This is a genomic window from Filifactor sp., assembly GCF_057248345.1.
Map to the genome: position 1 here is coordinate 12808 of NZ_DBHIIC010000009.1, position 26900 is coordinate 39707.

The 26900-nt window shown below is 32.6% G+C and carries 24 protein-coding genes; 21 read left to right on the forward strand and 3 right to left on the reverse strand.

Annotated elements, in window-relative coordinates; genetic code table 11:
* Window positions 1-23 precede the first annotated feature (23 nt).
* The 10 genes from xseB (at window position 24) to rny (ending at window position 9624) form a co-directional block, all read left to right on the forward strand.
* Window positions 24-233, forward strand: coding sequence for an exodeoxyribonuclease VII small subunit (gene xseB / locus ACO5GE_RS03270; protein WP_484829503.1), 210 nt, complete (start codon window positions 24-26; stop codon window positions 231-233).
* 19 nt (window positions 234-252) lie between these two features.
* Window positions 253-1143: a polyprenyl synthetase family protein gene (locus ACO5GE_RS03275; RefSeq protein WP_484829504.1), complete on the forward strand. Its 891-nt coding sequence runs from the start codon at window positions 253-255 to the stop codon at window positions 1141-1143.
* A 5-nt stretch (window positions 1144-1148) separates the two neighbouring features.
* A complete protein-coding gene (locus ACO5GE_RS03280) occupies window positions 1149-1598 on the forward strand; it encodes a divergent PAP2 family protein (protein WP_484829505.1) in 450 nt (149 codons plus the stop codon).
* Window positions 1599-1622: 24 nt separating this feature from the next.
* Window positions 1623-2435 carry a TlyA family RNA methyltransferase gene (locus ACO5GE_RS03285; protein WP_484829506.1) on the forward strand — a complete coding sequence of 271 codons (813 nt, stop codon included), beginning with the start codon at window positions 1623-1625 and terminating at the stop codon, window positions 2433-2435.
* Window positions 2429-4114 carry a DNA repair protein RecN gene (recN, locus tag ACO5GE_RS03290; RefSeq protein ID WP_484829507.1) on the forward strand — a complete coding sequence of 562 codons (1686 nt, stop codon included), beginning with the start codon at window positions 2429-2431 and terminating at the stop codon, window positions 4112-4114. Before ACO5GE_RS03285 ends, recN begins: the two co-directional genes overlap by 7 nt.
* On the forward strand, window positions 4111-4653 hold the full coding sequence (locus ACO5GE_RS03295) for an NUDIX hydrolase (protein WP_484829508.1): 543 nt from the start codon (window positions 4111-4113) through the stop codon (window positions 4651-4653). The genes recN and ACO5GE_RS03295 overlap by 4 nt, the downstream gene beginning before the upstream one ends.
* A gap of 23 nt (window positions 4654-4676) precedes the next feature.
* Window positions 4677-5687: an endolytic transglycosylase MltG gene (gene mltG / locus ACO5GE_RS03300; protein WP_484829522.1), complete on the forward strand. Its 1011-nt coding sequence runs from the start codon at window positions 4677-4679 to the stop codon at window positions 5685-5687.
* 201 nt (window positions 5688-5888) lie between these two features.
* Window positions 5889-6560, forward strand: a complete 672-nt coding sequence (locus tag ACO5GE_RS03305) for an O-methyltransferase (RefSeq protein ID WP_484829509.1) — start codon at window positions 5889-5891, stop codon at window positions 6558-6560.
* A 49-nt stretch (window positions 6561-6609) separates the two neighbouring features.
* Entirely contained in the window at window positions 6610-7851 is a 1242-nt protein-coding gene (locus ACO5GE_RS03310; protein ID WP_484829510.1) for a peptidase U32 family protein, read from the forward strand.
* A gap of 183 nt (window positions 7852-8034) precedes the next feature.
* Window positions 8035-9624 (forward strand): ribonuclease Y, encoded by a 1590-nt coding sequence (rny, locus tag ACO5GE_RS03315; RefSeq protein ID WP_484829523.1) that lies wholly within the window; start codon window positions 8035-8037, stop codon window positions 9622-9624.
* 263 nt (window positions 9625-9887) lie between these two features.
* Here rny and ACO5GE_RS03320 read toward each other — a convergent pair whose 3' ends face one another.
* Window positions 9888-10622, reverse strand: coding sequence for an NAD-dependent protein deacylase (locus ACO5GE_RS03320; RefSeq protein WP_484829524.1), 735 nt, complete (start codon window positions 10620-10622; stop codon window positions 9888-9890).
* A gap of 240 nt (window positions 10623-10862) precedes the next feature.
* Here ACO5GE_RS03320 and ACO5GE_RS03325 point away from each other — a divergent pair, with 240 nt between their 5' ends.
* The 7 genes from ACO5GE_RS03325 (at window position 10863) to ACO5GE_RS03355 (ending at window position 21777) form a co-directional block, all read left to right on the forward strand.
* A complete protein-coding gene (locus tag ACO5GE_RS03325; RefSeq protein WP_484829511.1) occupies window positions 10863-11282 on the forward strand; it encodes a hypothetical protein in 420 nt (139 codons plus the stop codon).
* Window positions 11283-11630: 348 nt separating this feature from the next.
* On the forward strand, window positions 11631-12116 hold the full coding sequence (gene purE / locus ACO5GE_RS03330) for a 5-(carboxyamino)imidazole ribonucleotide mutase (protein WP_484829512.1): 486 nt from the start codon (window positions 11631-11633) through the stop codon (window positions 12114-12116).
* Window positions 12117-12179: 63 nt separating this feature from the next.
* Entirely contained in the window at window positions 12180-13532 is a 1353-nt protein-coding gene (purF, locus tag ACO5GE_RS03335; RefSeq protein ID WP_484829513.1) for an amidophosphoribosyltransferase, read from the forward strand.
* 64 nt (window positions 13533-13596) lie between these two features.
* On the forward strand, window positions 13597-14643 hold the full coding sequence (gene purM, locus ACO5GE_RS03340) for a phosphoribosylformylglycinamidine cyclo-ligase (protein ID WP_484829514.1): 1047 nt from the start codon (window positions 13597-13599) through the stop codon (window positions 14641-14643).
* The gene (purN, locus tag ACO5GE_RS03345) at window positions 14619-15194 is read left to right on the forward strand and encodes a phosphoribosylglycinamide formyltransferase (protein ID WP_484829515.1); all 576 of its coding nucleotides are present in this window, start codon (window positions 14619-14621) and stop codon (window positions 15192-15194) included. The genes purM and purN overlap by 25 nt, the downstream gene beginning before the upstream one ends.
* On the forward strand, window positions 15184-16710 hold the full coding sequence (gene purH / locus ACO5GE_RS03350) for a bifunctional phosphoribosylaminoimidazolecarboxamide formyltransferase/IMP cyclohydrolase (protein WP_484829525.1): 1527 nt from the start codon (window positions 15184-15186) through the stop codon (window positions 16708-16710). Before purN ends, purH begins: the two co-directional genes overlap by 11 nt.
* 111 nt (window positions 16711-16821) lie before the next feature.
* Window positions 16822-21777: a phosphoribosylformylglycinamidine synthase gene (locus ACO5GE_RS03355; RefSeq protein WP_484829516.1), complete on the forward strand. Its 4956-nt coding sequence runs from the start codon at window positions 16822-16824 to the stop codon at window positions 21775-21777.
* Between the two features lie 261 nt (window positions 21778-22038).
* On the opposite strand, the gene ACO5GE_RS03360 is transcribed toward ACO5GE_RS03355, so the two are convergent.
* Window positions 22039-23232 carry a pyridoxal phosphate-dependent aminotransferase gene (locus ACO5GE_RS03360; RefSeq protein WP_484829517.1) on the reverse strand — a complete coding sequence of 398 codons (1194 nt, stop codon included), beginning with the start codon at window positions 23230-23232 and terminating at the stop codon, window positions 22039-22041.
* 227 nt (window positions 23233-23459) lie between these two features.
* On the opposite strand from ACO5GE_RS03360, the gene ACO5GE_RS03365 reads away from it, so the two are divergent.
* Window positions 23460-23843: a universal stress protein gene (locus ACO5GE_RS03365; RefSeq protein ID WP_484829518.1), complete on the forward strand. Its 384-nt coding sequence runs from the start codon at window positions 23460-23462 to the stop codon at window positions 23841-23843.
* Between the two features lie 216 nt (window positions 23844-24059).
* On the opposite strand, the gene ACO5GE_RS03370 is transcribed toward ACO5GE_RS03365, so the two are convergent.
* The gene (locus ACO5GE_RS03370) at window positions 24060-24503 is read right to left on the reverse strand and encodes a Fur family transcriptional regulator (RefSeq protein WP_484829519.1); all 444 of its coding nucleotides are present in this window, start codon (window positions 24501-24503) and stop codon (window positions 24060-24062) included.
* A gap of 294 nt (window positions 24504-24797) precedes the next feature.
* Here ACO5GE_RS03370 and ACO5GE_RS03375 point away from each other — a divergent pair, with 294 nt between their 5' ends.
* From ACO5GE_RS03375 to ACO5GE_RS03385, 3 genes are all read left to right on the forward strand, one after another.
* Window positions 24798-25106 (forward strand): ArsR/SmtB family transcription factor, encoded by a 309-nt coding sequence (locus ACO5GE_RS03375; RefSeq protein ID WP_484829526.1) that lies wholly within the window; start codon window positions 24798-24800, stop codon window positions 25104-25106.
* Window positions 25107-25115: 9 nt separating this feature from the next.
* Complete coding sequence (locus ACO5GE_RS03380) at window positions 25116-25334, forward strand: heavy-metal-associated domain-containing protein (protein WP_484829520.1); 219 nt, start codon at window positions 25116-25118, stop codon at window positions 25332-25334.
* A gap of 222 nt (window positions 25335-25556) precedes the next feature.
* A partial coding sequence (locus ACO5GE_RS03385) for a heavy metal translocating P-type ATPase (RefSeq protein ID WP_484829521.1) occupies window positions 25557-26900 on the forward strand: 1344 nt, incomplete at its 3' end.

The window sequence follows — 26900 nt, forward strand, 5'->3', positions numbered from 1 at the left end:
TCAGAGAAAAGGAATGTTTCATGATGAAAAAGTTGAAATATGAAGAGAAAGTAAATCGATTGGAGGAAGTAATCAAATCTTTACAAGAAGAAAGATTAGATTTACAAGAATCTGTTAGGTTATATGAAGAAGGTTTGCAGTTGTATCAAAGCTGTAAAGAAGAACTTGACGGAATGGAAATGAAATTAAAAATTATTTTGGATGGGAAAGAAGAGAATTTTTTAGAGGAATAATGTTAGAGGAATAACTAAGATGGAAAATAAATTTATATCAACCTACCAAGTGCAAAAAGATTATGTTGAAACAGGTTTGAAAGAGATGGCCAAAAAACTGTCATGCAAAGCTATTGCTGAATTAGGAATAGAGTCGATGAATTATAGTTTATTGGCTGGAGGAAAAAGAATTAGACCGATTTTGTGTCTACAATCTGCTAACTTATACAACATTTCTAATGAAGAAATTCTTCCTTATGCATTAGCATTGGAAATGATTCATACCTATTCGCTGATTCATGACGATTTGCCGGCTATGGATGATGATGATTTAAGACGTGGAAAACCTACGAATCATAAAGTATATGGTGAAGCAATCGCTATTTTAGCTGGTGACGGACTTTTAAATTTATCTTATGAAACAATGTTAAACGAATTGCTACGTGGATATTCAGATGGAAAATTAAAGGCACTTCAGTATATTGCAAAAGCTGCCGGCATTCATGGAATGGTTGCTGGTCAGGTTTTGGATTTGCAAATGGAAAACAAACGTTGTGACGCTCATTTGTTAAAAATAATTCACAGAAATAAGACGGGAGAACTGCTGAAAGCATCTATTTTAGCAGGAGTTTTGATAGGAAACGCTTCTGAAGAAGATTCTCGTCATTGGGAACAGTATGCTGATTATTTAGGTCTTGTTTTTCAAATTACAGATGATATTTTAGATGTTGTAGGTAATGTTGAACTGATGGGAAAAAACACTGGAATGGATAATCAAAAAAATACTTATCCACAATTATTCGGACTAGAGAAATCTGTTGAGTTGGCAAGATACAATGCAAACTTGGCTTTACATTGTTTGGAAAAAATTGAAAAAGATACTTATTTCTTTGAAGAATTAGTAAATCAATTGTTAGAGAGAGAGAGGTAAACGGTATGCATCATATTCACCGAGTGTTAGAAAATAAAGTGCTAGGAGTTGCAATATTATGTTGGTTTGTGGCACAGACACTTAAAGTGATTTTTACAATTATTATAGATAGAAAACTTGATTTTACGAGATTTGTCGGATCGGGCGGAATGCCAAGCTCTCACTCTTCTTTTGTGATTGGATTGGCAAATTCAATTGGATTAACAGAAGGATATGATTCTACACTATTTGCGCTTTCGCTTGTATTTGCTTTGGTAGTAATGTATGATGCAGCAGGGGTGAGACAATCTGTTGGACAACAAGCGATTATTTTAAACCAATTGTTTGATGAGTTTGATAAACAAAATAAAATTTGGAAAGATTATGACAAACTAAAAGAATTAGTGGGTCATACACCAATTGAAGTGTTTTTTGGTGCATTGTTGGGAATTGTTCTGTCTACTGTTTTGATATAATAGAGAAAGTAGTGTGGTGTGAAATTGAAACAACGATTAGATATTTTGTTAGTAGAAAAAAACTTTTTCACTTCAAGAGAACGTGCTAAAAGGAATATTATGGCAGGAAAAGTATTGGTTGATAATCGTGTCATAGATAAAGCAGGAATGATGGTTGATACAGATTCTGAAATTCGGGTAAAAGAAGATGTAATACCGTATGTTTCTCGTGGAGGACTGAAATTGGAAAAATCCATGAAATTATTTCCTATTACCTTACAAAACAAAGTATGTATGGATATCGGGGCTTCTACAGGAGGCTTTACTGATTGTATGCTTCAAAATGGTGCAACACAGGTATATTCAGTAGATGTAGGTTATGGACAGTTGGATTGGAAATTACGAAATGATGATAGAGTAGTTGTTTTGGAACGAACTAATATCAGAAAATTGACAGCAGAAAAACTTGAATCACAGATAGATTTTTTTAGTATCGATGTTTCTTTTATATCTTTAAGATTGGTATTTCCAACTCTGAAAACACTTTCAAAAGAATACTTTCAATGTGTAGCATTGATTAAACCACAGTTTGAAGTCGGAAAAGAGGAAGTTGGAAAAAATGGAGTAGTTCGAGATGCTTCTAAACATAAAAAGGCAATCGAAATGTGTGTTGGGTATGCAAAAGAAAATAATTTAAGAATACTAGGTTTGACATGGTCACCTATAAGAGGACCTAAGGGCAATATAGAATATTTGTTGTATTTAGATTCTTTGCAGAAGGATGATTGTACAATTGATATTGACGATGTAGTAGCACAATCTCATGAACTAGATAATGTAGAGGACATATTATGTTAAAAGAAATATACATTGAAAATTTTGCTTTAATATCACAATTGCATATTGATATCGATCGTGGATTTACAGTAATCACTGGAGAAACCGGAAGCGGTAAATCAATTATAATTGATGCGATTTCTTTGTGTTTAGGACGAAGAGGAAGTAAGGAATTTGTTCGTCATGGAGAAGAAAAAGCAATTATTGAACTGAGATTAGAAAACTTACCGAAAAAAATAGAGAAAGAACTGTCTGAAATTGGTATCGATATAGAAGGACAATTGATTGTAACTCGGGAACTTCAAAAAGATGGGAGTTCTGTTTCCAGATTAAATCGACGTATGATACCAGTTAGTGTATTGAAATCTGTTATGATGGATTTAATTACAATACATGGACAAAATGAATATGAATCAATTACTCAAACGGATAAGCAACTTCTGTTGTTAGATAATTTTGGAAAAAATCATATTCAAAAATGTAAACAGGAGTATCGGAATATATATACAAAATATATGGCTTTGTTACAACGTATTGATAAACTTTCTGACAATAGAGACAGTGGTCAGTTAACAAGAGAATTGGATTTACTTTATTATCAGCGAGATGAAATTCATGCTGCTATCATACAAGAGGGAGAATTGGAAAGCTTGGAGGAAGAAAAACGCAAGTTATCTCATTTTGAAAAAATTCAAGATTCTATCCATGAGGTGAATTCTTTGCTTTCAAAAAATGAACGAAATGTAATCAATCAGTTAAATCAATCTATCTCTATTTTATCTTCTATAGAGACCTATAGTACCTTTGCTTTGAAGTGTAGGGAGGTTTTGCAAGAGGCATACTATATGGTAGAAGATATATCAGGCGAATTGGCAAAACATTCGGTAGAAGACAGTTATGATGAAAAACAGTTGGATGATGTTATTTCCAGATTGGATTTGTTGACCAGGCTATATCGCAAATATGGTGGAGATTATCAAAAAACAAAGCACTATTACGAAGAAGTTTGTGACAGAATTTACCAAATCGAAAAAAGAGAAGTTTTGTTAAAGGATTGTTTTGTACAAAAAGAAAAATTAGAACATGAGTTATTACAATTTGCGAAAGTATTACAATCAGAGAGAAAAAAAGTTGCAAGTTCTTTGGAAAAGAGAATGATAAAAGAATTGAGTACACTTAACTTGAAAAATACGAAGTTTGAGATTCATTTTTTTGAAAAATCATTTACAGAAAATGGAATAGATGAAGTATCATTCTTCATTAGTTTCAATGTTGGAGAAGAACCAAAACCATTTCATAAAATTGCATCAGGTGGAGAAATCTCTCGTTTTATGTTGGCACTAAAAAATATTATTTCTACTACAGATGAGATAGATACGATGATATTTGATGAAATTGATACAGGTGTTAGTGGTGTTGCTGCGAATCAAATCGGAGAAAAATTACAAGAAATTGGCCAATGTAAACAGGTGCTTTGTATTACACACTTACCTCAAATTGCATCTTTTGGACAGCAACATTTGTTGGTTACTAAAGAAGAAAAGCATGGTAATGTAAATACACACATCTATCCATTAAAAAAAGAAGATAGAATCAGAGAAATAGCAAAAATGACAGTTGGAGAAAATATTACTCCTATTTCGCTAGAAAATGCCTCGGAATTATTTCATAAAAATCAAAAGGAGATGGAACGAGAATGAATAAAGAAAATACCATTGACAGCAAATCTATTTACAGTGGAAAAATTGTTCAACTAAAGGTGGATACTGTTGAAATTGTAGGAAAAGGATATGCTCAAAGAGAAATTATTTCTCATCGTGGTGGTGTTTGTTGTATTGCAGTAACAGAATCAAATAAAATTGTTTTGGTTCGTCAATTTAGAAAAGCTGTTGAGCAGGAACTATTGGAATTACCGGCAGGTACATTAGAAGTGGGAGAAACTCCCAAACAAGCAATTATTAGAGAGTTGAAAGAGGAAACAGGCTATCATTTTACAGAAGTTGAAACCATGGTGGAATTCTTTCCAAGTCCCGGATATACAAATGAGTTAGGACATTTATTTGTAGGTAAGGCAGTAAACAAAGGAGAAATGGAATTGGACGGAGACGAAGAAATTGAAGTTGAGGAATTCACATTAGATGAGTTGTTATATAAAATCAATCAAGGTGAAATAAAGGATGCAAAGACAATATTGGGTATTTGTATGTACCAGTTGTATTTAGATAAGAAGATAAGATAGTTATAAAGAAAGGATTATATATGATGTGTAAGCTTTTTAGGTGTTTGTTGATGACTTTATTATTATTTTGTTTCTTAACAGGATGCGTTTTCAAAGAAGATTTAGCTCCGGTAGACAGTACAGATTCCAATATACAACTTTTTGAGGTAGAAAGCGGTTCTAATGTGAAAATTGTATCAGAACAGTTAGAAACTCAAGGTTTAATTAGAAATAGAAAAGATTTTTTGAGATATGCTAAACAGAATAATTTGACCAATATTAAAGCCGGAAAATATAATTTGTCAAAAGCGATGTCATCTCAAGAAATATTGGATAATATGGTTAATGGAAAGGTATATCTTGGTGAAAAGATTATAGTTCCTGAAGGATTTGAAATCAATCAAATTGCAGAACGATTAGAAAAAAATGGAATTGTGGACAAAGATAAGTTTTTAGAATTAGCATCACAACCGGAGTTGTTTGAAGAAGATTATTCTTTCTTAAGGGGGATGAGCCAAAAAAATTTGGAAGGATACTTGTATCCAAACACGTATTTTTTTGAAAAAAACACCTCTGAAGAGAAGGTTATTGCTACAATGTTGGATGAATTTGATAAAGTCTACCAAACAGAATTTCAGCCTCTCTTAAAAGATTCAGAATTAACGATTCATGAAGCAGTCATTTTAGGTTCCATTATAGAAAAAGAAGCAATATTAGAAAAAGACAGACCTCTTGTTTCTTCAGTTTTTCATAATCGCTTGAAAAAAGGAATGAGATTACAATCAGATGCTACAGTACAGTATGTTTTACAGGCAAGAAAAGACAAAGTGTTGTATGGAGATTTGAAAGTCGAAAGCCCCTATAATACTTATCGTGTAAATGGATTGCCAATCGGAGCAATTTGTAATCCGGGACAAAGTTCTATCACTGCTGCTCTGCAGCCGGCCGATACAGACTACCTATTTTTTCTAACAAAAAACGATGGAAGTAATGAACAGGTATATACTGATGTTTATCAAGAACATCTAGAAAATAAAAAGAAATATTTAGATTAAACAATAACTCTTGATTACAATAAAAATGATATTTTATACAATGAATGTAAGATGAAGACATGAAAATGATAGTCCTGATTCATGAATTGTTACAGGAAGTCATTTTCATTTCATTTGTAAAAATTGAAAAATTATTTAATGTTTATCTGATATCTATGATTATGGAACTATATACAAAATGAGAATAGAGGATTTGTTGATATGGAAATAGTCGAAAATAAGGTAGAAAATTATATAAAAAAGAATATCCCTGTTAAAGATGCTTTTTTTTGTGAAATGGAAGAGTATGCAAAAGAATATTATGTACCGATTGTATCTCCGGACAGTCTTAGGCTACTGGAAACAATTTTGTTGCTCCATAAACCAAAAACTATTTTGGAAATAGGAACTGCAATTGGATACTCTGCACTGAATTTTTGCAGGATTCTAAATGGAGAATGTACTGTTACGACTTATGAAAGAAATCAAAAGAGATATGATACGGCAAAAAACTTTATTGCTAGAAGTCAGTATGCAAATAATATTAATGTTGTTTATACTGATGCAATAGAAGGTATGAATTTAGGGGATGCAATTTATGATATGGCTTTTATAGATGCAGGAAAATCGCAGTATCAATCTTTTTTTGATCAAATCTATCCTCATATCAAAAAAGGTGGGATATTAGTTTCTGATAATATTTTTTTTAGAGGGGAAATTTGTCAAGACAGTGAGTTGGATGTAACAAAAAGAAATCGCACGATTTATCGACGAATGAATCAATATTTATCTTTTTTGATGTCAGAGAACAAGAGATTTCACTCTTCCATGATTCCAATTGGGGATGGAATGGCGATAACAATCAAACTGGAGGATGAAATGATTTTCTCTTAATCTCAAAAATAGAAGTTGTTGTGATTAAAAAATTAAGGAAGGACAAAAAATGGAAAAAATTGAATTACTTTCTCCAGCCGGAGATTTAGAAAAATTAAAAATGGCAATTATATATGGTGCCGATGCAGTTTATATTGGAGGGACCAATTTTGGACTTCGTGTAGCATCTAAAAATTTTACGGATGAATCTATGCAGGAGGGTATTGAGTTTGCACACAGTCGTGGAAAAAAAGTATATGTGACTTGTAATATCATACCACATAATGAAGATTTAGTAGGATTGGAAGATTACTTGAAAAAGATTTACAAAATGGGTGTAGATGCAATTATTGTTTCTGATCCCGGGATCTTTATGATTGCAAGACAAACAGTTCCTGAGTTAGAGATTCATATCAGTACCCAAGCAAATAATACAAATTATCAAAGTGCGTTATTTTGGTACCAACAAGGAGCCAAAAGAGTTGTTACAGCACGAGAACTTTCCTTTGATGAAGTCAGAGAGATTAGAGATAGAATTCCGGAGGATATGGATATCGAATCTTTTGTTCATGGTGCAATGTGTATTTCTTATTCAGGTCGTTGCTTGATTAGTAACTATATGACAGGAAGAGATGCAAATCGTGGGGAATGTGCGCATCCATGTCGTTGGAATTATGTTTTGATGGAGCAAAATAGAGAGGGAGAATATTATCCTGTAGAAGAAGATGCTCACGGAACTTATTTTTTTAATTCGAAAGACTTATGTATGATTGAATTTATTCCGGAGATTGTAGAGTCCGGTATTACAAGTTTGAAAGTTGAAGGAAGAGTAAAAACTGCATACTATGTAGCAACAGTCACGAGAGCATATCGTATGGCGTTAGACGAATATCTGAAAGATCCTCAAAATTATAAATTTAGACCGGAGTGGTTAGAAGAGCTGAAAAAAGCAAGTTATCGTGATTTTACTACAGGTTTTTATGAAGATAAACCTACAGGAAAAGATCAAAACTATGGCACAAGCTCCTATATACGTAACTATGACTTTGTAGGGGTTGTGAAAGATTATGATGAAGAAAGGCATTTGATTCAAGTCGAGATTCGAAACAGACTTTTTAAAGGTGATGAAATTGAGATGATTGGACCAAATGTTGAGACAGAATACCTTACAGTCAATGCAATGTATGATGAGGAGATGCAGGAAGTTGAGGTTGCCCCACGACCTATGGAACTATTGTGGTTAGATTTAGGAACTACTGCAAAAGAGAACTACATTCTAAGAAAGAAAGCAGCAAATGCAATTTTGGAATAACTGATAGGAATAAAGCAAAAATGTCAAAATTTTCAATATAGAAAATCAATATTTTTTGAATAATGTTAGTATTTACATTGACATAAAAATTAATCACGATTAGAATATAACTGTATCTTGTAATATTTTAAGATATTCTTAAACGGAAATGAATAAAAAGTGAAAAAACGAGAAGAAAAGGAGGTGGACAACATCGAACCGATTACAATTATAGTAGGTGCTCTTTTTGGACTCGTTGGGTTGTTGATTGGATATATTATTCGAAAAAATATAGCAGAAGGTAAGCTAAAACAAGCAGAAACTGTTGCGGATCAAATTATATCAAAAGCAAATGAGCAAGCTGAGAGTATAAAGAGCGATGCGAAAAGAAAAATCAAAGATGCTGAAGCAATGAAAAAGGAGAAACTTCTGGAAGCAAAAGAAGAATCCCATAGAATCAAACAAGAAGCAGATCGAGAATATAAAGAACGTAGGATTGAGCTACAAAAGTTCGAAGATCGTGTGATTCAAAAAGAAGCTACTTTAGATAAAAAAATGAGTCAATTAGAAGCGAGAGAAACAAAGCTTTTTGATAAAGTGAAAGAAGTAGAGTCAAGGGAAGAAGAAGTGGAACAGATCAAGGTGGAACAACTTGCAAAATTAGAGAATATCTCTAATTTGACAGTAGAAGAAGCAAAGGAACAGATTATTTCTAATGTTGAAAAAGATGTTCGTAGAGAATTGTCTGTCATGATTAAGGACATGGAAGCTGAAGCAAAAGACCAAGCTGATAAAAAAGCAAGGGAAATTGTATCCTATGCAATTCAAAAATGTGCAGCAGACCATGTAGCAGAGACTACAGTTAGTGTGGTGAGCCTTCCGAATGATGAAATGAAGGGAAGAATTATCGGACGTGAAGGAAGAAATATCAGAACTTTGGAAAGCTTGACAGGAGTTGACTTTATTATTGATGATACTCCGGAAGCAGTTGTATTGTCTGCATTTGATCCAATTCGGAGAGAAGTTGCTCGTATTGCGTTGGAAAAATTAATTTCTGATGGTAGAATTCATCCGGCACGCATTGAAGAAATGGTGGAAAAAGCAAAAGAAGAGATTGAAGTAATCCTGAAGGAAGAAGGAGAAAAAGCTGTTTTTGAAACAGGAGTATATGGTCTTCATCCTGAATTAGTAAAATTATTAGGAAGGTTACATTTTAGAACAAGCTATGGACAAAATGTTCTAAAACATTCTATCGAAATTGCACATCTCACTTCTATCATGGCAACCGAACTTGGAGCAGATGCGAAGATTGCTAAAAGAGCAGGACTGTTGCATGATATCGGAAAAGCATTAGACCATGAAATAGAAGGAACTCATGTAGAGATTGGAATGGATTTATTGAAGAGATATAAAGAATCTGAAGAAGTAATTCATGCGATGTCTACACATCATGGAGATTATGAACCGAGAACTGTAGAAGCGGTGTTGGTAACAGCAGCAGATGCAATTTCTGCAGCAAGACCTGGAGCAAGAGGGGAAACATTAGAAGCCTATATTAAGCGATTGGAAAAATTGGAAGAAATTTCCAATAGTTTTGAAGGTGTAGATAAATCCTATGCAATCCAAGCGGGTAGAGAAGTTAGAATTTTGGTAAAACCGGATAAAATAGACGATGACTATTTACCACTATTAGCTCGAAATGTAAAAAAACAAATTGAAGAGCAGATGGAATATCCGGGACAAATTAAAGTCAGCATTATCCGTGAAACCAGAGCCGTTGATTATGCAAAATAAATGATAACATATTCATTTCTTATCAATAAAAAACCGAGGATTATTAAATCTTCGGTTTTTTATTGATAAATTTTATATAATACCATACGTAATTGATTAAAACCATATCGAACTAATGTAGATGATTTCTTTGTGATGAGTATAGTTTTAACAAAAAATTATTAAGTAAAAAATAGATTTGCTCAATTTATCTAAGATCCTTTATAAAGAAATAATTTTTTAGTAAAGAGCACACTTATCACGATTATAAATTCAAAACGGTCTTACAGTTGGGATATGACATCATTTAATATATCACCGATACTGTCCCTAAAGATGAGGTTTGCTATAGAGTCATAGGTAGTCTCATCACGATTAATAAGAACTAGTTTAGTATTTCTGTAATAACGGACAAGTGAAGCGGCAGGATATACAACTAAAGAGGTGCCTCCTACAATCATTATATCAGCTTGTTTGATATAGGAGATTGCTTTTTCAAAGATAGACATATTCAGAGATTCTTGATACAACGTAACATCAGGTTTAATGATATTTCCACACTCTTTACATAATGGGATGTCGGTAATAGGATAGATATCGTCTAAAGAGTAGTATTTTCCACATCCTGTGCAGTAATTATGTAGAACACTTCCATGTAATTCGAGAACATTTTGAGAACCTGCCATTTGATGAAGTCCATCAATGTTTTGTGTAATAACTGCCTTTAATTTTCCTAATGATTCCAGTTTCGCCAGTGCTTGATGAGCTTTGTTAGGTTTGGCATTCATGTAAATCATTTTTTCATTATAAAATTGATAGAATTCCTTGGTGTGTTTGAAGAAAAAGGGACTACTTAAAATTTCCTCTGCAGAAAAATTGCCAATATGCATATTATAAAGTCCCGTATTACTTCGAAAATCCGGTATATTACTTTCTGTTGAAACACCTGCTCCACCTAAAAAGACAATATTATTGGAGTTTTTTATCATGGAATAAAATTTTTCCGTTTCCGGATTCATCATAAATATCACTTCTTTCTTAAAAAATTAAGTTGTTTTATATTTATTATACAATATAACATACAGTATTTAAAATATTTCTATTTATGATGTTCAATTGTAACACTATAATTTTTTGTCTTTGTAAAAAAGATGATAATTTTCTTATGAGATTTAGAGTTTATGTGATACTATAGAGAGAGCAAAATTAAGTTATCAATAGAAAAATGTTATTAATACCATTTAACTTAGGAGGGAAACATGAAACATAGAACTATTTTGGCAGGAGTTTTTTTACTGGTAGGGATAATGCTTTCTTCTTGCAATCAAAATGCAACGGATTTGGATAGCAACATAATTTCTCCAGATAAAAGTGAAAGTACTGAAAATAAAGTAGATATTTCTCATGGGAAATTTAAAGGAACTTCTTTGGGGCCGGAATACTCTCTTCAACAATCAGATGGGAAATATGTTATTTTTTGGGTCGAAAACGTTGGAGATAATAAAGTAAATGTGTCAATTGATGAGTCTGATTTAGTGATTAAGCAGGGAGAAGAAGGAACATTGGTAAAAGAAGTTTCCAAGAAACAACAGGATTTCAAATTTAAGATTGGACCTACTGCTGATTATGGTGGTAAAATCAATGTTCAATATAAAATATGGCAAAGCAACACAAAATGAATGGAAAAAACATTCTGATAATAGACAGGGAACATATTTGCTGTAAAGTTGAATTCTATATGATGGAAAAAAGCACTTTGAAAAGAGTGCTTTTTGTGTGTAAAAACTTAATTTGTAATATTGAATATGAAATAAGGTCGAAGGATAAAAATATTTTATTAAAAAACATAATCATCTTAGAATTTAAATAATAAATATGCTTAAAATATTGATTTTTTTTATTTTTTTCGTTATAGTGAAATATATAAATATTAAGTTTAGTAATACAACTCATAGTTCGTATATATTCGTATTATACATATAGAAAATATATAATATATACGGAAAAGAAGAAAAGGAGAAGTAATGATGAAAATAGCAATTGTTATGGGATCGGTATCTGATTATGATAAGGTGAAGGATGCATGTGAATTTTTGAATACATTAGAAGTTCCTTTTGAAATTAGAGCGTTGTCTGCTCATAGAACATCAGCAGAATTGGATTCTTTTATCGAGAATAATGACGATGAGATTGATGTTTATATAGCGGCAGCAGGAAAAGCAGCACATTTACCGGGTGTTGTAGCAGCAAAAACTTATAAACCTGTTATCGGTATTCCTATTAAATCATCTGCTTTAGAAGGTATGGATGCACTTTTATCTATTGTTCAAATGCCGCCCGGAGTACCGGTTGCTACAGTTGCAATTAACGGTTCAAAAAATGCTGCTATTTTGGCATGTCAGATACTTTCGTTGAAATATGTAGAACTTGCAGAAAAGATGAAAAAATTTAAAAAGGATATGGAAACAGATACTTTGAGAAAAGAAAAAGAATTTTTGGATAGTATTCGTTAAGAGTCAAGTATATTCTTGATAAGTAAATCATGTTAAGTTCAAATTAAGGGGTGGTTGATTACATTGGCAGGAATTTTAGGGATAAAGAGCACACAAAATGTTAGCAGAAAATTGTTTTATGGTTTGAATTCTTTACAACATAGAGGACAAGAAGGTTGTGGAATTGCGGTCAATACAGGTGAAGATATTATAAGAGTAAGACATTCCGGTTTGGTAATAGACTCTATGAAAGAGGATGTTTTGGATTCAACAACAGGAAATATCGGTATTGGAAATGTAAGATATGCAATGGCATCTACTTCTGTTAATGCAACAGGAGAACCTTTCTTTGGTTTTACAAAAGGAGAGAAATTATCCATTGTCAATGATGGTTCGTTAATCAATCATCAATTGTTAAGGACTCGTCTTGAAGAAGAAGGAATGATGTTTCAAACTAATTCGGATACTGAGGTAATTTTATATCTTATTGCACGGTATTATGATGGAGATATTATTAAAGCCGTAAAGAAGGCAGCAAGTTATTTGGAAGGTGCCTATTCCTTTATTTTAATGTATCAAGAGAAGTTAATTGCAGTGAGAGATCCAAACGGATTTAGGCCTTTGGTTATGGGACATAAGAATGGAGAATATATTTTTGCTTCTGAAAATGCAGCGGGTGATATTCTTGGAATGACCTTTGATAGAGATGTAAAGCCGGGAGAAATTGTTGTGACCGGAGAAAATGGATTTGTTTCACATAGTTTGAAAGCAAAAGAAGAAAAGCATTCGTTCTGTATCTTTGAACATGTTTATTTGGCAAGAAATGATGCGAACTTAGAAGAAGTAAACGCATATTTGTTCAGATGGAGAACAGGAAAAATTTTATTTGAAGAATCTCCGGTGGATGTGGATTTGGTAGTTCCGGTTCCTGACTCAGGTTATCCGGCTGCAATTGGTTATTCACAAGCATCAGGTATTCCGCTAGGAGAAGGATTGGTAAAAAATAGATATATGGGTAGGACTTTCATCAAGCCGACACAAGAAGAAAGAGAAATTGCTGTTCGATTGAAATTAAATCCTCAATATCATGTTGTAAAAGGAAAGAAAATTGTTTTGGTAGATGACTCTATTGTAAGAGGAACGACTTCAAGAAACTTAATTCAAAATTTAAGAGATGCAGGAGCTACAGAAGTTCATGTGAGAATAACTTCTCCACCGGTTGAATATCCATGTTATTATGGAATTGATACACCATCCAGAAACAATCTGATAGCAGCACAACACTCTGTAGAAGAGATAAAAGAAATTATTGGAGCTGATTCTCTATCATTTATTTCTTTGGATGGATTATATCGAGCGAGTGATTTGGAAAATAGAGATATATTTTGCAATGCTTGTTTTACAGGTAATTATAACGTAGACCCTTGTTTATTGTAATACAGTAATTTGGAATATCTATAAGTATATTACATGGAATAATGACGAATATAGGAGGACTTGTATGAAAAAAATAACATATGCAGATTCGGGTGTAGATATTACCGAAGGAAATAGAGCCGTTGAATTGATGAAAGCGAAAGTGAAAGAAACTTATACCAGTGGTGTTGTAGGAGATATCGGATTGTTTGCCGGAGGATTTTCATTAGGAGATATCTCAGGTATGGAAGAACCAGTCTTATTGGCTTCTACTGATGGTGTCGGAACAAAAATTATGGTAGCACAACAGATGGATGTTCACGATACTGTTGGAATTGACTTAGTTGCAATGTGTGTAAATGACTTGATATGTCAAGGTGCAAAACCTTTATTTTTCTTGGATTATGTTGCAACTGGGAATGTTCAGGCAGAAAAAATTGCAACGATTGTAGGAGGAATTGCCGATGGATGTAAAGAGTCTCTATGTGCATTGATTGGCGGTGAAACTGCAGAAATGCCTGGATTGTATTCAAAAGATGAATATGATTTAGCAGGTTTTTCAGTTGGAATTGTAGATAAGAAAAAGATGATAGATGGTAGTACCATTCAAGAGGGTGATGTTGTAATAGGACTATCTTCTACCGGTTTACACTCTAACGGATACTCCCTTGCAAGAAAGTTATTTTTAGAAACTCTAAACTTAAAATTAGACGATGTATATGAAGGAATGTCAGAGCCAATTGGAAAAGCACTATTACGGCCAACTAGATTATATGTAAAAACAATATTGGATTTAATTTCTAAGTTTAATATTAAAGGGATTTCAAATATTACAGGTGGAGGTTTGGTTGAAAATGTACCTCGTATTTTGCCAAAAGATGTAGATGTTGTGATCGATACGGAAAGTTGGGAATATCCTGAGATATTTGAAGTGATTCGTCATTTGGATATGGTTGAAAAAAATGAAATGTATCGAAGTTTAAATATGGGAGTTGGTATGGTTCTAATCGTATCAAAGGAAGAATCATCTCAAATAATAGACTGGATTCATAACAATACACAAGATTGTGCTTATGAGATTGGAAGTGTTGTGAAAGGAGAACAAAAATGTCATCTTCAGTTCGGAGAATAGCAGTTTTTGTATCCGGAGGAGGTACAAATCTTCAAAGTTTGTTGGATGCAGAGAAAGATAAGTACTTTCAATCAAAGATTTGTTTGGTGATTTCTAATAGAGAAGATGCTTATGCATTAGAGCGAGCAAAAAATTATAATGTACCTGCTTTTGTTTTGAAAACAGAACATGAGATTTTGGATAAACTATCTGAGTATGATATCGATACCATTGTATTGGCAGGTTATTTAAAAATACTGGGGACAACTTTATTAAAAGAATATCAAGATAGGATTATTAATATTCATCCTTCTCTTTTACCAAAGTATGGTGGGAAAGGGATGTATGGTTTAAATGTGCATAAAGCAGTGTTTGAACATAAGGACAAAAAGAGTGGTGCTACTGTACATTTTGTAAATGAAACTGTAGATGGTGGAAAAATTTTGATACAAGAATCTATATCAATTGAAGGAGCAACATCTCCTGAAGAAATACAAAAAATTGTTTTAGATGTAGAACATAGGATACTAAAAGAAGCAATTTTGAAATTGGAGGAAGAGAATCTTGAATAGAGCATTATTGAGTGTTACAGATAAGACGGGAATTGCAGTATTTGCAAAGCAATTAGAGGATTTGGGATATGATATTATTTCTACCGGAGGGACTTTAAAAACAATATGTGAATACGGTGTAAATGCAAAGTCAATTGAAGAAGTGACCGAATTCCCGGAGATGTTGGATGGTCGTGTAAAAACGTTGCATCCGATGATTCATGGAGGCTTGTTGTATCGTAGGGATTTACCTGAGCATGTCAAAACAGTAGAAGAATATGGAATCCATCCTATTGATATTGTAGTAGTAAATTTATATGCTTTTGAAGATTCTTTGAAGCAAAAGAAGCCTCATACTGAAATGATTGAAAATATCGATATCGGTGGACCTTCGATGGTAAGGTCAGCAGCAAAAAATTACAAAGATGTGTTAATTGTAACAGATCCAAGTGATTATGATAGAGTTATAGAATTACTGAAAAATGGATTGGTAGATATGAAGTTCAGAGAAGAAATGGCAATGAAGGCTTTTTCTTTAACAGCTTACTACGACTCCATGATTGCACGATATTTTGCATCTTATACCGGAAAACAATCTAACACATTGACAATAGGACTAAAAGAGGATAGTACTCTTCGTTATGGTGAAAATCCTCATCAAAAAGCGATGTTGTATTCTGATAATTTTGTAGACGGATTGTTGAGTGATTTTGAGCAATTACACGGAAAAGAGCTTTCGTTTAATAATCTGAATGATTTAAATATTGCAGTAGAATTGGCAAGTAGTTTTGTAAGAGATGGAGTTACCGCTACGGTAGCTTTGAAACATGCAACACCATGTGGAGTAGGTATGGGAGAATCTGTATACGATTCTTATCACAAAGCATATCAAGCCGATCCGCTATCTATCTTTGGTGGAATTGTAGCTTGTACCGGAACTGTTGATTTAGATACTGCAAAGTTGATGAATGAGATTTTTTTGGAAATAGTTTGTGCTCCTAATTTTACAGAAGAAGCTTTAGACGAATTAAAGAAGAAAAAAAATCTTAGAATATTAAAGATTGATTTTTCCAAGGAACCTCTTGATATGGATTTAAAGTATATTAACGGAAAAGTATTAGTACAAGATAGAGATTTTGTAGAAAAAGAAGGTTTTGACATTGTAACCGCAACCGAACCTACAATTCAAGAAAAACAAGATATGTTGTTTGGAATGAAAGTTTGTCAATATGTTAAATCAAATGCCGTTGTATTGGTAAAAAATGGAGTTACAATGGGAATTGGAGGAGGACAAACTTCCAGAATATGGGCATTGAACAGTATAAGAAGCAATCATCCAGATAGAGATTTTCAAGGTTGTGTTTTGGTATCAGACGCATTTTTTCCGTTTTCTGATTGCGTGGAATTGGCAAAAGAAATGGGAATTACAGCAATTATTCAACCTGGTGGCTCAATTCGTGATCAAGATAGTATTGATAAATGTAATGAATTTAATATGAGTATGGTTTTTACCGGAATTAGACATTTCAAACATTAAATTTTGGAAGAGTATCAATATATGATTTATATTTGATATAATAGAAATAGAAATAGAGATAGAATATTAATATCGGAAAAAAGTGTACAGAGTATGGAAAGGAAGATTGCTATGAATATTTTAATTGTGGGTAGCGGAGCAAGAGAACATGCAATTGGATATAAAATTCACATAGATAACCCTGATGATAAGTTATATTTTGCATCTGGAAATGCCGGATGTAGCATGATTGGAGAATGTGTTGATATTTTAGCAACAGATAAAGGAAAAATAATAGACTTTGCAAAAAACAATAAAATAGATTTCGTTGTAATAGGTCCGGAGGATCCTCTGTGCGAGGGATTAGCAGATGCTTTAGAATCAGAGCATATAGAAGTATTCGGAGTAAAGAAAGAGTCAGCTAGATTAGAAGAGAGTAAGGCTTATGCAAAAGAGTTTATGAATCAACACAACTTGCCTACAGCAAAGTATAAAGAGTGTTATACGAAAGAAGAAGCTGTGGCTTATGCCAGAGAATTAAGAGCTTGTAATCCTTCAAAAACTGTTGTTTTGAAAGCAGATGGATTATGTCAAGGTAAAGGAGTTGTGATTGCTGAAAATGATATAATGATAGAATCCTATTGTTCTGATATCTTTGACAAAAAAATATTTGGAGAAACATCTCTAGTTGTTGAAGAATACTTAGACGGATTTGAAATTTCTCAATTGTGTTTTGTAGACAACCATACGATAGTTGCAATGCCAACTGTGAAAGATCATAAAAAGATTTATGAAGGAGAAAAGGGAGATAATACCGGTGGAATGGGGACATATAGTCCTAATCTACAAGGGGATGCCTATTATTCGGAGATAGAAGAAAGAATTATGAAACCTTTTATGGAAGGTTTGAAAAAAGAAAATTTAGATTTCAGAGGAGTTATTTTCTTTGGACTTATTGTAACAACGGATGGTGTGAAAGTATTGGAGTTTAATACGCGATTTGGGGATCCTGAGACACAATCTATTATGTTAAGATTAGATACTAATTTGATGGATATCTTTGTTGCTGTTAGCGAAAATAAATTGAACGAAGTAAAGCCTGTTTTTAATGATAAAAAAGTTATTACAACGGTTATGGCATCCAACGGATATCCTAAAAAATATGAAAAGGGTGCTGTAATTGAAGGCTTAGACAAAGTAGATGAAGATGTTACAGTATTTCATGCAGGAACATCCTGTAAAGATGGTAAAATTGTGACAAACGGTGGTCGTGTACTTAGTATCTCCACTGCACAAGACGATTTTGAAACAGCTTATGATAAAGTGTATGATACGATTTCGAAGATAACTTTTGACGGTGCAATTTATAGAAAGGATATTTCACCATTGGTAAAAAGAGTATATGTTGCTAAAAAAGATAACTATGATATAGAAAGCGAACCTTTAAAAAAAGAGTTGGAAGAAAGTTTGAAGATAACGATTCCTCGCTTGAAAATATATCAACGATACGATATTCAGAATTTAACAGATGAAGAAATAAGAAGAATTTCCAAAACAATTTTGAGTGAGAGTCCGGTAGATGATATTTACTTATTTGAAGATGCATTACAATTAGAAAAAAAATTAGGTCAAAGTATTGTTGTAAAATATCATAGAGGACAGTTTGATCAAAGAGAACAGGGTTTGATAGAAGCAGTCGCTGTTGCAATTGAAAAAGACGATTTATTGGCGAGAAGTGAGAAGGTATATTATTTTGAAGGAGATTTTTCAGAAACTGAATGGAAACAGATAGAATCTCTGTTGATTAACCCTGTTGATCAACAAAAAGGCAAGCTATTAGGAATTCCAACAACTTTGCAAGATAGATTTGAGACAGAGATTAACAATGAAATATATGAAGGATTTATTGATTATACAGAATCACAATTAAAAGAATTTTTTGATGAAAAATCTCTGGCAATGAGTTTTGAAGATTTGCTTTGTATCTATCATTATTTCAAAGAAGAAAAAAGGAATCCAACTCATACGGAATTGGATATGTTGGATACTTATTGGTCTGATCACTGTAGACATACTACGTTTCAGACAATTTTGGAGGATGTTCATTTTCCACAAGTAAAAAATAAGTTTGATGAATTAGTACAAGAGGCATACGAAGATTATTTAAATACCAGAACAGAATTAAATAGAACGAAACCGATTACGTTAATGGATTTAGCAACTATTGTAGCTAGATATATGAGAGCAAATGGGACATTAGAAGATTTGGAAGTGTCGGAAGAAATCAATGCTTGTTCTATCAAAGTGAAAGTACGAGTAGGGAACGAATTAGAAGATTATTTACTGATGTTTAAAAATGAAACACACAACCATCCAACTGAAATAGAACCTTTCGGGGGTGCAGCTACCTGTTTAGGGGGAGCAATTAGAGACCCACTCTCCGGACGAGCTTATGTATATCAAGCAATGAGAGTTACAGGTTCAGCTGATCCAAGAGAATCACTGGAAGAAACTTTACCTGGAAAGCTTCCTCAAAGAAAGATTACACAAGGAGCAGCAAAAGGGTATAGTTCTTATGGAAATCAAATTGGATTGACAACAGGATTAGTTGACGAAATCTATCACGAAGGATATAAAGCCAAGCGTATGGAAGTAGGTGCAGTGATTGCTGCAGCACCGGCTGAAAATGTGAAAAGAGAAGAGCCTGTGAAAGGCGATGTTATCCTGTTATTAGGAGGAAAGACAGGTAGAGATGGAGTTGGTGGTGCTACAGGTTCATCTAAAGTTCACACTGCTGATTCTATCACAACTTCCTCTGCAGAAGTACAAAAAGGAAATGCTCCTACAGAAAGAAAAATACAACGTCTCTTTAGAAATCCGGATGCAGCTAAAATGATTAAAAAATGTAATGATTTTGGTGCAGGAGGAGTTAGTGTTGCGATAGGAGAATTAGCAGATTCTTTAGAAATACATTTAGAGAATGTTCCGTTAAAGTATTTGGGATTAACACCGAGAGAAATTGCAATTTCGGAATCTCAAGAGCGTATGGCTGTAGTGTTGGATGGAAAAGACATGGATCGATTTATAAATCTTTGTTATCAAGAAAACTTAGAAGTAACAAAGGTTGCAGAAGTTACAGACACCGGTCGTCTCATTATGAAGTACAACGATATGGTAATTGTTGATTTATCAAGAGAGTTTTTAAATTCTGCCGGAGCATCAAGACATCAGTCTATCAAAGTAGAATCTGTACAAGAACAAGATTTCTTCAAACCGGAATTACCGGAAGGTTCGTTACAAGAACAACTGGAACACGCAATGTCAGATTTGAATCGTTGTAGCAAGAAAACATTAGTAGAAAGATTTGATTCTTCTATTGGCAAGAATACAGTTCTTTCTCCATTAGGAGGAGAGTTGCAAATTACTCCAAGTCAAGCTATGGTAGCCAAAATTCCTTCTTTGAAAGGAAATGTCAGCACAGTAAGTATCATGAGCTATGGATTTGATCCTTATCTAAGTGAAAAAAGCACTTTTTTAGGTGCTTACTATGCAGTAGTAGAAAGTTTGTGTAAGATTGCTGCAGTTGGTGCTAATGCACTTCTTTCAAGGTTATCTTTCCAAGAATATTTTGAAAAGTTGGGAGAAGAGGATACAAAATGGGCAAAACCTTTTATGGCTTTATTGGGAGCATATAAGATTACAAAAGAGTTGAATATTCCACCGATTGGAGGAAAAGATTCCATGTCGGGAACTTTTCATCATCTGAGTGTACCACCAACTTTAATTTCCTTTGCGGTGGCAACGGAAGATATTGAACAAATAATTTCGCCTGAATTAAAAGGAAATGCAAAATTAGGTCTGTTGGTTACTAATAGAACAGATGAAGGCGTATTAGATATTGAGTCTTTCAAAAGAAATTTAGAAACTTTGAGAAATGGAATAAAAGATAAGAATATTATCTCTTGTAATGCAATTACTCATAAAGGAAGCTTGCCACTACTATTAGAAATGGCAATGGGAAATAATATCGGAATTGATGTAAGTTATGATGAAGCACTTTTCTATGAAAAACTGTTCGGCTCATTTGTTATTGAGTACAAAGACGAAGTAGATGGAGTAGAGAATATAGGTATTTCTTCCATCATAAATTCAGATTGGATAGTAAATGGAACAAAACTAAAGAAAGAAAAAATATCTTTTGCATATAGAAACACTTTAGAAAAGGTATTTTCACCTGAAATTCCGACAGATGATTCTGTTAAGTTATCTGATGTTAAACCAACCAAAAAATCAGTTAGAAAATCTACAAAACCGGTAGATGTACCTAAAGTAATCATTCCTGTGTTCCCGGGTACGAACTGTGAGTATGATTCAGCAAATGCATTTGAACAAGTTGGAGCCAAGGCAGAAATCTTTATCTTGAATAATCTTTCCATCGAGGATATGAAAAAATCCATTGATGAGCTTGCAAGAAAAATTTCGGAATCTCAAATTCTCTTTATTCCGGGAGGATTCAGTTTGGGTGATGAGCCAGACGGTTCCGGTAAATTTATAGCAAGTGTAATTCGAAATCCAAAAATTGCTGATGCAATTAACTATCTTCTAGTGGAAAATGACGGTCTAATTCTTGGTATTTGTAATGGATTTCAAGCGTTGATAAAGACAGGATTATTACCTTACGGAAAAATTTGTGATGTAGAGGAAACAAGTCCTACCTTGACATACAACAATATTGGTAGACATATTGCAAGAATGGTGGATACAAAAGTAGTTTCCATGACATCTCCTTGGTTATCTCATGTAGATGAAAATCAAATATATCGTATTCCTATTTCTCACGGGGAAGGAAGATTTATTTGTACAGAAGAAATGCTAAGTTCACTAAAAGAAAACGGACAGATAGCATTTGCTTATTTAGATAATCCGAACGGTTCTGTAGCGAATATTGAAGGGATTACAAGTCCAGATGGAAAAATATTAGGTAAGATGGCTCACTCTGAACGCGTTGAGAACGATTTATATAAAAATATTCCTAATATGGAAAAACAACAATTATTTAGAAGTGGGGTAGAGTACTTCTTAAAATAGGAAAAATGTAAAATATCAACGGTAATTGTTATTCAGAATGAAATAAAAATGATATAGAAATACCGACTATTAGAATAGGAAGTGAAATTCTTATTTTAAGGTCGGTATTTTTATGACTGGAGAAAATGTGATGATTGCTTGTTTTAGATTCTAAATATAAAGAAAATCCCACGTCTATGATTTCACTCAACACTTGTCAAAGCATGAGAAATGTAGCTCATAAACGAGGGATGTTCTATAAATTTTATTTAAGATAGTACTTTATTTTCTTCCAGGATAAGCTTGAAGAGCTTTGTCCAAAACTGTCATAGCTTTTTGAAGTTCTTCTGTATTTAAAATATATGCGATACGAGCTTCATCTTCACCTATCCCAGGTGTAGAATAGAATCCTTCTAGAGGAGCCATCATTAAAGTTTCTCCGTTATAATCAAACTCTTCAAGACACCAAATAATGAATTTTTCTGCATTATCTACAGGGAATTTAACAGATACATAAAATGCACCTTTGGGTTCTTTACAAATTACCCCATCCATTTTTTGTAGAGCACCATAAACAATATCTCTTCTCTTAGTGTATTCTTCATTTACTTCTTTAAAATAGTCAGTAGGGGTTTTATATAATTCAATTGCACCTATTTGTTCTATTGTAGGTACGCATAATCTTCCTTGACATAATTTTAAAATTTCTTGGATAAGGTCCTTGTTTTTGGAGGCGATAGAACCGATTCTTGCTCCACAAGCACTATATCGTTTTGAAACACTGTCAATAATGATGACTCTGTCTTCTGCTTCTTTGAAGTTTCCAAGAGAAATATACTCTAATCCATCGTACACAAACTCGCGATAAACCTCATCAGCAAGAATAAATAAATTGTGTTCAATACAAATATCAACAAGCATTTTTAATTCTTCTTTTGTATAGATAACACCGGTAGGATTTCCGGGATTTGATAGAATAATAGCTTTTGTATTGGATTTGATTTTTTTGACTAAATCTTCTTTTTTTGGAAGATGAAAACCTTCTTCTGCTTTAGTAGTTATTCCATCTACGGTAACATTTACTGCTGATGCAAATCCGTTATAATTTGTATAGAACGGTTCAGGAACCAAAACTTCATCTTCTGCGTCACAAGTTGCTATAATAGAAAATAAAAGAGCTTCGCTACCACCGTTAGTAATCAATATTTCATCTTCTTGAAAATCCATATTGTATGTTTTGTAGTAGTTGCAAATTGCTTTGATTAACTCCGGATTTCCTTGAGAACCATCATATTCCAACACTTCTTTATTAAAGTTTCCCAATGCTTCAAAAAATGCAGGTGGAGTTTTGATATCAGGTTGACCTATATTCAACGGATATACTTTTTTTCCTGCTTTTCTTGCTTTTTCTGCATAAGGAGCAAGTCTTCTGATAGGAGATGCTTGCATAGAAGTAATACGATTTGAAAATTTCATAATTTATCCTCCAAATAGTAATTTTTACATAATAAAGTATGTAATTATATTTATATAGTATATATTATATACAAAAAAATGAAAGATTGCAATTGAATGTTATGTTTTAAAATTTATTCTTTCTATTTTACATTTGATGTGATTTAAGATATAATAAGTAGTATACAGGATAGATGAAAATCATGTGGTTCTTTTATACATTAACTGAGACTCGAGAGGTGTAACAAATGGAGAATATAATGGTTTGTGTGACAGGACAGATGCAGTGTAAGAGGTTATTGTCGTATGCACTTGATTTACAGAAAGATAAAGAACAGGAAGTTTATTTGGTGCATGTTTCAGTAACAGAGAATAAGAATTTTACTGATTCGATGGATGCATTAGAGTATTTGTATGATCAAGCGATAAAAAATGGTGCAAGTCTTAGCGTTTTAAAGCCGAAAACAACTATATTAGATACTCTTGTAGATTTTATCAAAAAGAATCATGTTGTTTATGTAGTTATGGGAGAAACAAGAGAAGCAATATCAGAAAATAGTATGATAGAGAAATTAAAAAAGAAAGCAAAAGAGAGTAATATTGATATAAAAATTCATATCGTACAAAAATAGAAGGATTATCATAAAAAGCAAATAATTTTATATGAAAAAACTAGGAAATTAGAGTATTCCTAGTTTTTTATTTTGTATTTTTGAAAAACAAGGGAAAATGATTGAAATTCTATCTAAAATAATATATTTAACGATAGATAGAATGATAGGTTATCTTGATTGGTTTTTAAAAATTATCATTGATTCGATTAAAAAAAGATTATTATAACTTAATTTCTAAAGTAGAGACTTATTCTTTTGCTCCTCAAAATTTTGTTGGCATTTGGGACAAATTCCGACAAATTCCAAATTATGACTGAGAATTGTATATCCTGTTTTTTTATGGATAGATTGCTCGATTTCAATCATAGGACAATGAGGTAATGTAACTACTGAATTACAAATTTTGCAAACCAAGTTATGAGAGTGCTGAATACAGTTTCTTTGGTAACAACTTTTTCCATCTATACCGGTATTTTTTAATAAAATACCATTGTCAGATAAAAAACCCAAAATTCGATAGACGGTAGACAAACTCATAGATGTCGATTGTTTGATTGAAAAAAATATTTCTTCTGCTGTCATTGGGCCATTATAACGATCAATCATTTCTAATATTATTTTTCTATTTTTTGTAAGTTTGATATTATTTTCATTGAACTGCTCAGTATAGTTATCCAATACAACAACCCTCCATTCATAAAATGATTCTTGATATAAATACATTAGTATCATATCTTATAAAAAAATTTTTCGCAATCATTTTATATCATCATATTTTTCTATAGGAGTTGTGAAAAATTCTATTGACATGTAATGTATAAAAGTATATAATTTATGCATAACATATGAACATATATTCATTTATGAATTTGTAAAAACATTTTATGATGAAAAATATGATTTAAGGAGGGAGGTAATATGGTTTCAGAAAAAATTGCCAATAACAAGAATTTTATTCATACACAGGATGATATGGTCAAAATGGTAGAAAATAATATTCCCCAGGAAGAAGTTCTTTATGATTTGGCTGAACTATTTAAGGTGTTTGGTGATTCTACAAGAATCAGAATTCTATATGTATTATTTGAAACTGAGATGTGTGTGTATGACTTGTCAAAATTATTGAACATGACGCAGTCGGCTATTTCTCACCAATTGAGAGTGTTAAAACAAAATAAATTGGTAAAGTTTCGTAGAGATGGAAAGAATATATTTTATTCTCTCGCTGATGAACATGTTCGTACGATCATCAATCAAGGGATGGAACATATTGAAGAATAGGAGAATATTATGAAAAAGAAATTGAAATTACAAAATTTAGGTTGTGTGAACTGTGCTATGAAAATGGAAACTGAGATTAAGAAATTAGACGGTGTTCAAGATGCATCAGTAAACTACATGTTTCAAAAATTGGTAATAGAATGTGATGAGGATATGTTTGATTCTATATTTGATTCTGCAAAAAAAATCTGTAGTAGTATTGAACCGGACTGTGTTCTTATCAAGTAGTTTATTTAAAGTTGGTGATGATGAATGAATCAAATTCAAAGGAAAGAAAGAAAAAAACTTATAATTGTATCAATTATTTTTGTTATTTTTCTATTTACGGACACTAATGAAATTATTGATTTTCTGAAATTTTTTCTTTTGTATCTATATATTGGATGGGATATATTAAAGAAATCTTTCAAAAACATTATGAATGGAAGTGTCTTTGATGAAAATTTTTTGATGAGTATTGCAACTATCGGGGCATTTTTGTTAGGTGAATATCATGAAGCAATTGAAGTTATGATTTTTTATAGAGTAGGAGAATTGTTTCAAGATTATGCGATGGACCAGTCTAGAGAATCTATTGTTGACTTAATGAATATTGCACCCGAATACGCAACTTTGAAGCAGGGGAATGCATTAGTTCAAGTCAATCCTGAAGATGTTTCTGTGGGAAGTATCATCATGGTAAAAGCAGGAGAAAAGATTCCTTTAGATGGAATTGTAGTTAGTGGGAAGTCTACCTTAAATACGGCTGCTTTAACAGGAGAGTCTAAATTGAAGATGGTTAGAGAAGGTAATGAAGTTGTCAGTGGATGCATCAACACAAACGATGTTCTGATGATACAAACCACAAAAAGTTATGAGGATTCGACTGTTTCTAAAATAATGGAATTAGTAGAATCTTCTTATGAAAAAAAAGCAAAAATGGAAAAATATATTACTAAGTTTGCAAGATACTATACACCATTTGTAGTGATGTTTGCAATGATACTGTGTTTCGTTCCTCCTATTTTATTTCAAGAATCATATCGCCCTTGGATGTATAGATCGTTTACATTTTTAGTTGTTTCTTGTCCTTGTGCACTGGTTGTTTCTATTCCATTAAGTTTTTTTAGTGCAATTGGTTCGGGAGCACATCATGGTGTGTTGATAAAAGGTGGAGAGTATATTGAAAGATTGGCAAATTTAGAGACAATTGTTTTTGATAAGACAGGAACTTTAACAGAAGGTAACTTTAAAGTGAGAGAATTATATTCCGATAGAATTCCACAAAATCAACTTTGGGATTATGTAGTTTTATCAGAAGTTTACTCCAATCATCCAATTTCGATTTCACTAAGAGAACAGTATGATGGAAAAATTGATTATCGAAGAATAAAGAATTATAAAGAGTTAGTTGGATGTGGAATTATCTCACAGATTGACGATAAAGAAATATGTATAGGTAACGAGAAATTGATGAGACAACATGGAATCATTATTGATGAGAGTTTACCATGTAACAGTAATGTTGTTTATATTGCAGTCAATCATGAGTATGTAGGGTATATTCTTCTTGAAGACAAGATAAAAGAAGATTCCCCTGAGGTAATCGATAGAATAAAGAGCATGGGTTTAAAAAATATTGTTATATTTACCGGAGATGAAGAAGAGATATCAAAGGGTGTAGCAAAATCTTTAGGAATAGAGAATGTATGTTATGAACTTTTACCTCAAGATAAAGTGTATCATATCGAAGAGTTATTGCTCAGTAAAAGTAAAAATAAGTTTGTAGGATTTGTGGGAGATGGTATCAATGAT

Bases quoted from the DNA above. Each gene is read 5' to 3' on its own strand.
- xseB (WP_484829503.1), top strand. From the start codon at position 24: ATGAAAAAGTTGAAATATGAAGAGAAAGTAAATCGATTGGAGGAAGTA.
- ACO5GE_RS03275 (WP_484829504.1), top strand. From the start codon at position 253: ATGGAAAATAAATTTATATCAACCTACCAAGTGCAAAAAGATTATGTT.
- ACO5GE_RS03280 (WP_484829505.1), top strand. From the start codon at position 1,149: ATGCATCATATTCACCGAGTGTTAGAAAATAAAGTGCTAGGAGTTGCA.
- recN (WP_484829507.1), top strand. From the start codon at position 2,429: ATGTTAAAAGAAATATACATTGAAAATTTTGCTTTAATATCACAATTG.
- ACO5GE_RS03295 (WP_484829508.1), top strand. From the start codon at position 4,111: ATGAATAAAGAAAATACCATTGACAGCAAATCTATTTACAGTGGAAAA.
- mltG (WP_484829522.1), top strand. From the start codon at position 4,677: ATGTGTAAGCTTTTTAGGTGTTTGTTGATGACTTTATTATTATTTTGT.
- ACO5GE_RS03305 (WP_484829509.1), top strand. From the start codon at position 5,889: ATGGAAATAGTCGAAAATAAGGTAGAAAATTATATAAAAAAGAATATC.
- ACO5GE_RS03310 (WP_484829510.1), top strand. From the start codon at position 6,610: ATGGAAAAAATTGAATTACTTTCTCCAGCCGGAGATTTAGAAAAATTA.
- ACO5GE_RS03320 (WP_484829524.1), bottom strand. From the start codon at position 10,622: ATGAATCCGGAAACGGAAAAATTTTATTCCATGATAAAAAACTCCAAT.
- ACO5GE_RS03325 (WP_484829511.1), top strand. From the start codon at position 10,863: ATGAAACATAGAACTATTTTGGCAGGAGTTTTTTTACTGGTAGGGATA.
- purE (WP_484829512.1), top strand. From the start codon at position 11,631: ATGAAAATAGCAATTGTTATGGGATCGGTATCTGATTATGATAAGGTG.
- purM (WP_484829514.1), top strand. From the start codon at position 13,597: ATGAAAAAAATAACATATGCAGATTCGGGTGTAGATATTACCGAAGGA.
- purN (WP_484829515.1), top strand. From the start codon at position 14,619: ATGTCATCTTCAGTTCGGAGAATAGCAGTTTTTGTATCCGGAGGAGGT.
- ACO5GE_RS03355 (WP_484829516.1), top strand. From the start codon at position 16,822: ATGAATATTTTAATTGTGGGTAGCGGAGCAAGAGAACATGCAATTGGA.
- ACO5GE_RS03360 (WP_484829517.1), bottom strand. From the start codon at position 23,232: ATGAAATTTTCAAATCGTATTACTTCTATGCAAGCATCTCCTATCAGA.
- ACO5GE_RS03365 (WP_484829518.1), top strand. From the start codon at position 23,460: ATGGAGAATATAATGGTTTGTGTGACAGGACAGATGCAGTGTAAGAGG.
- ACO5GE_RS03375 (WP_484829526.1), top strand. From the start codon at position 24,798: ATGGTCAAAATGGTAGAAAATAATATTCCCCAGGAAGAAGTTCTTTAT.
- ACO5GE_RS03380 (WP_484829520.1), top strand. From the start codon at position 25,116: ATGAAAAAGAAATTGAAATTACAAAATTTAGGTTGTGTGAACTGTGCT.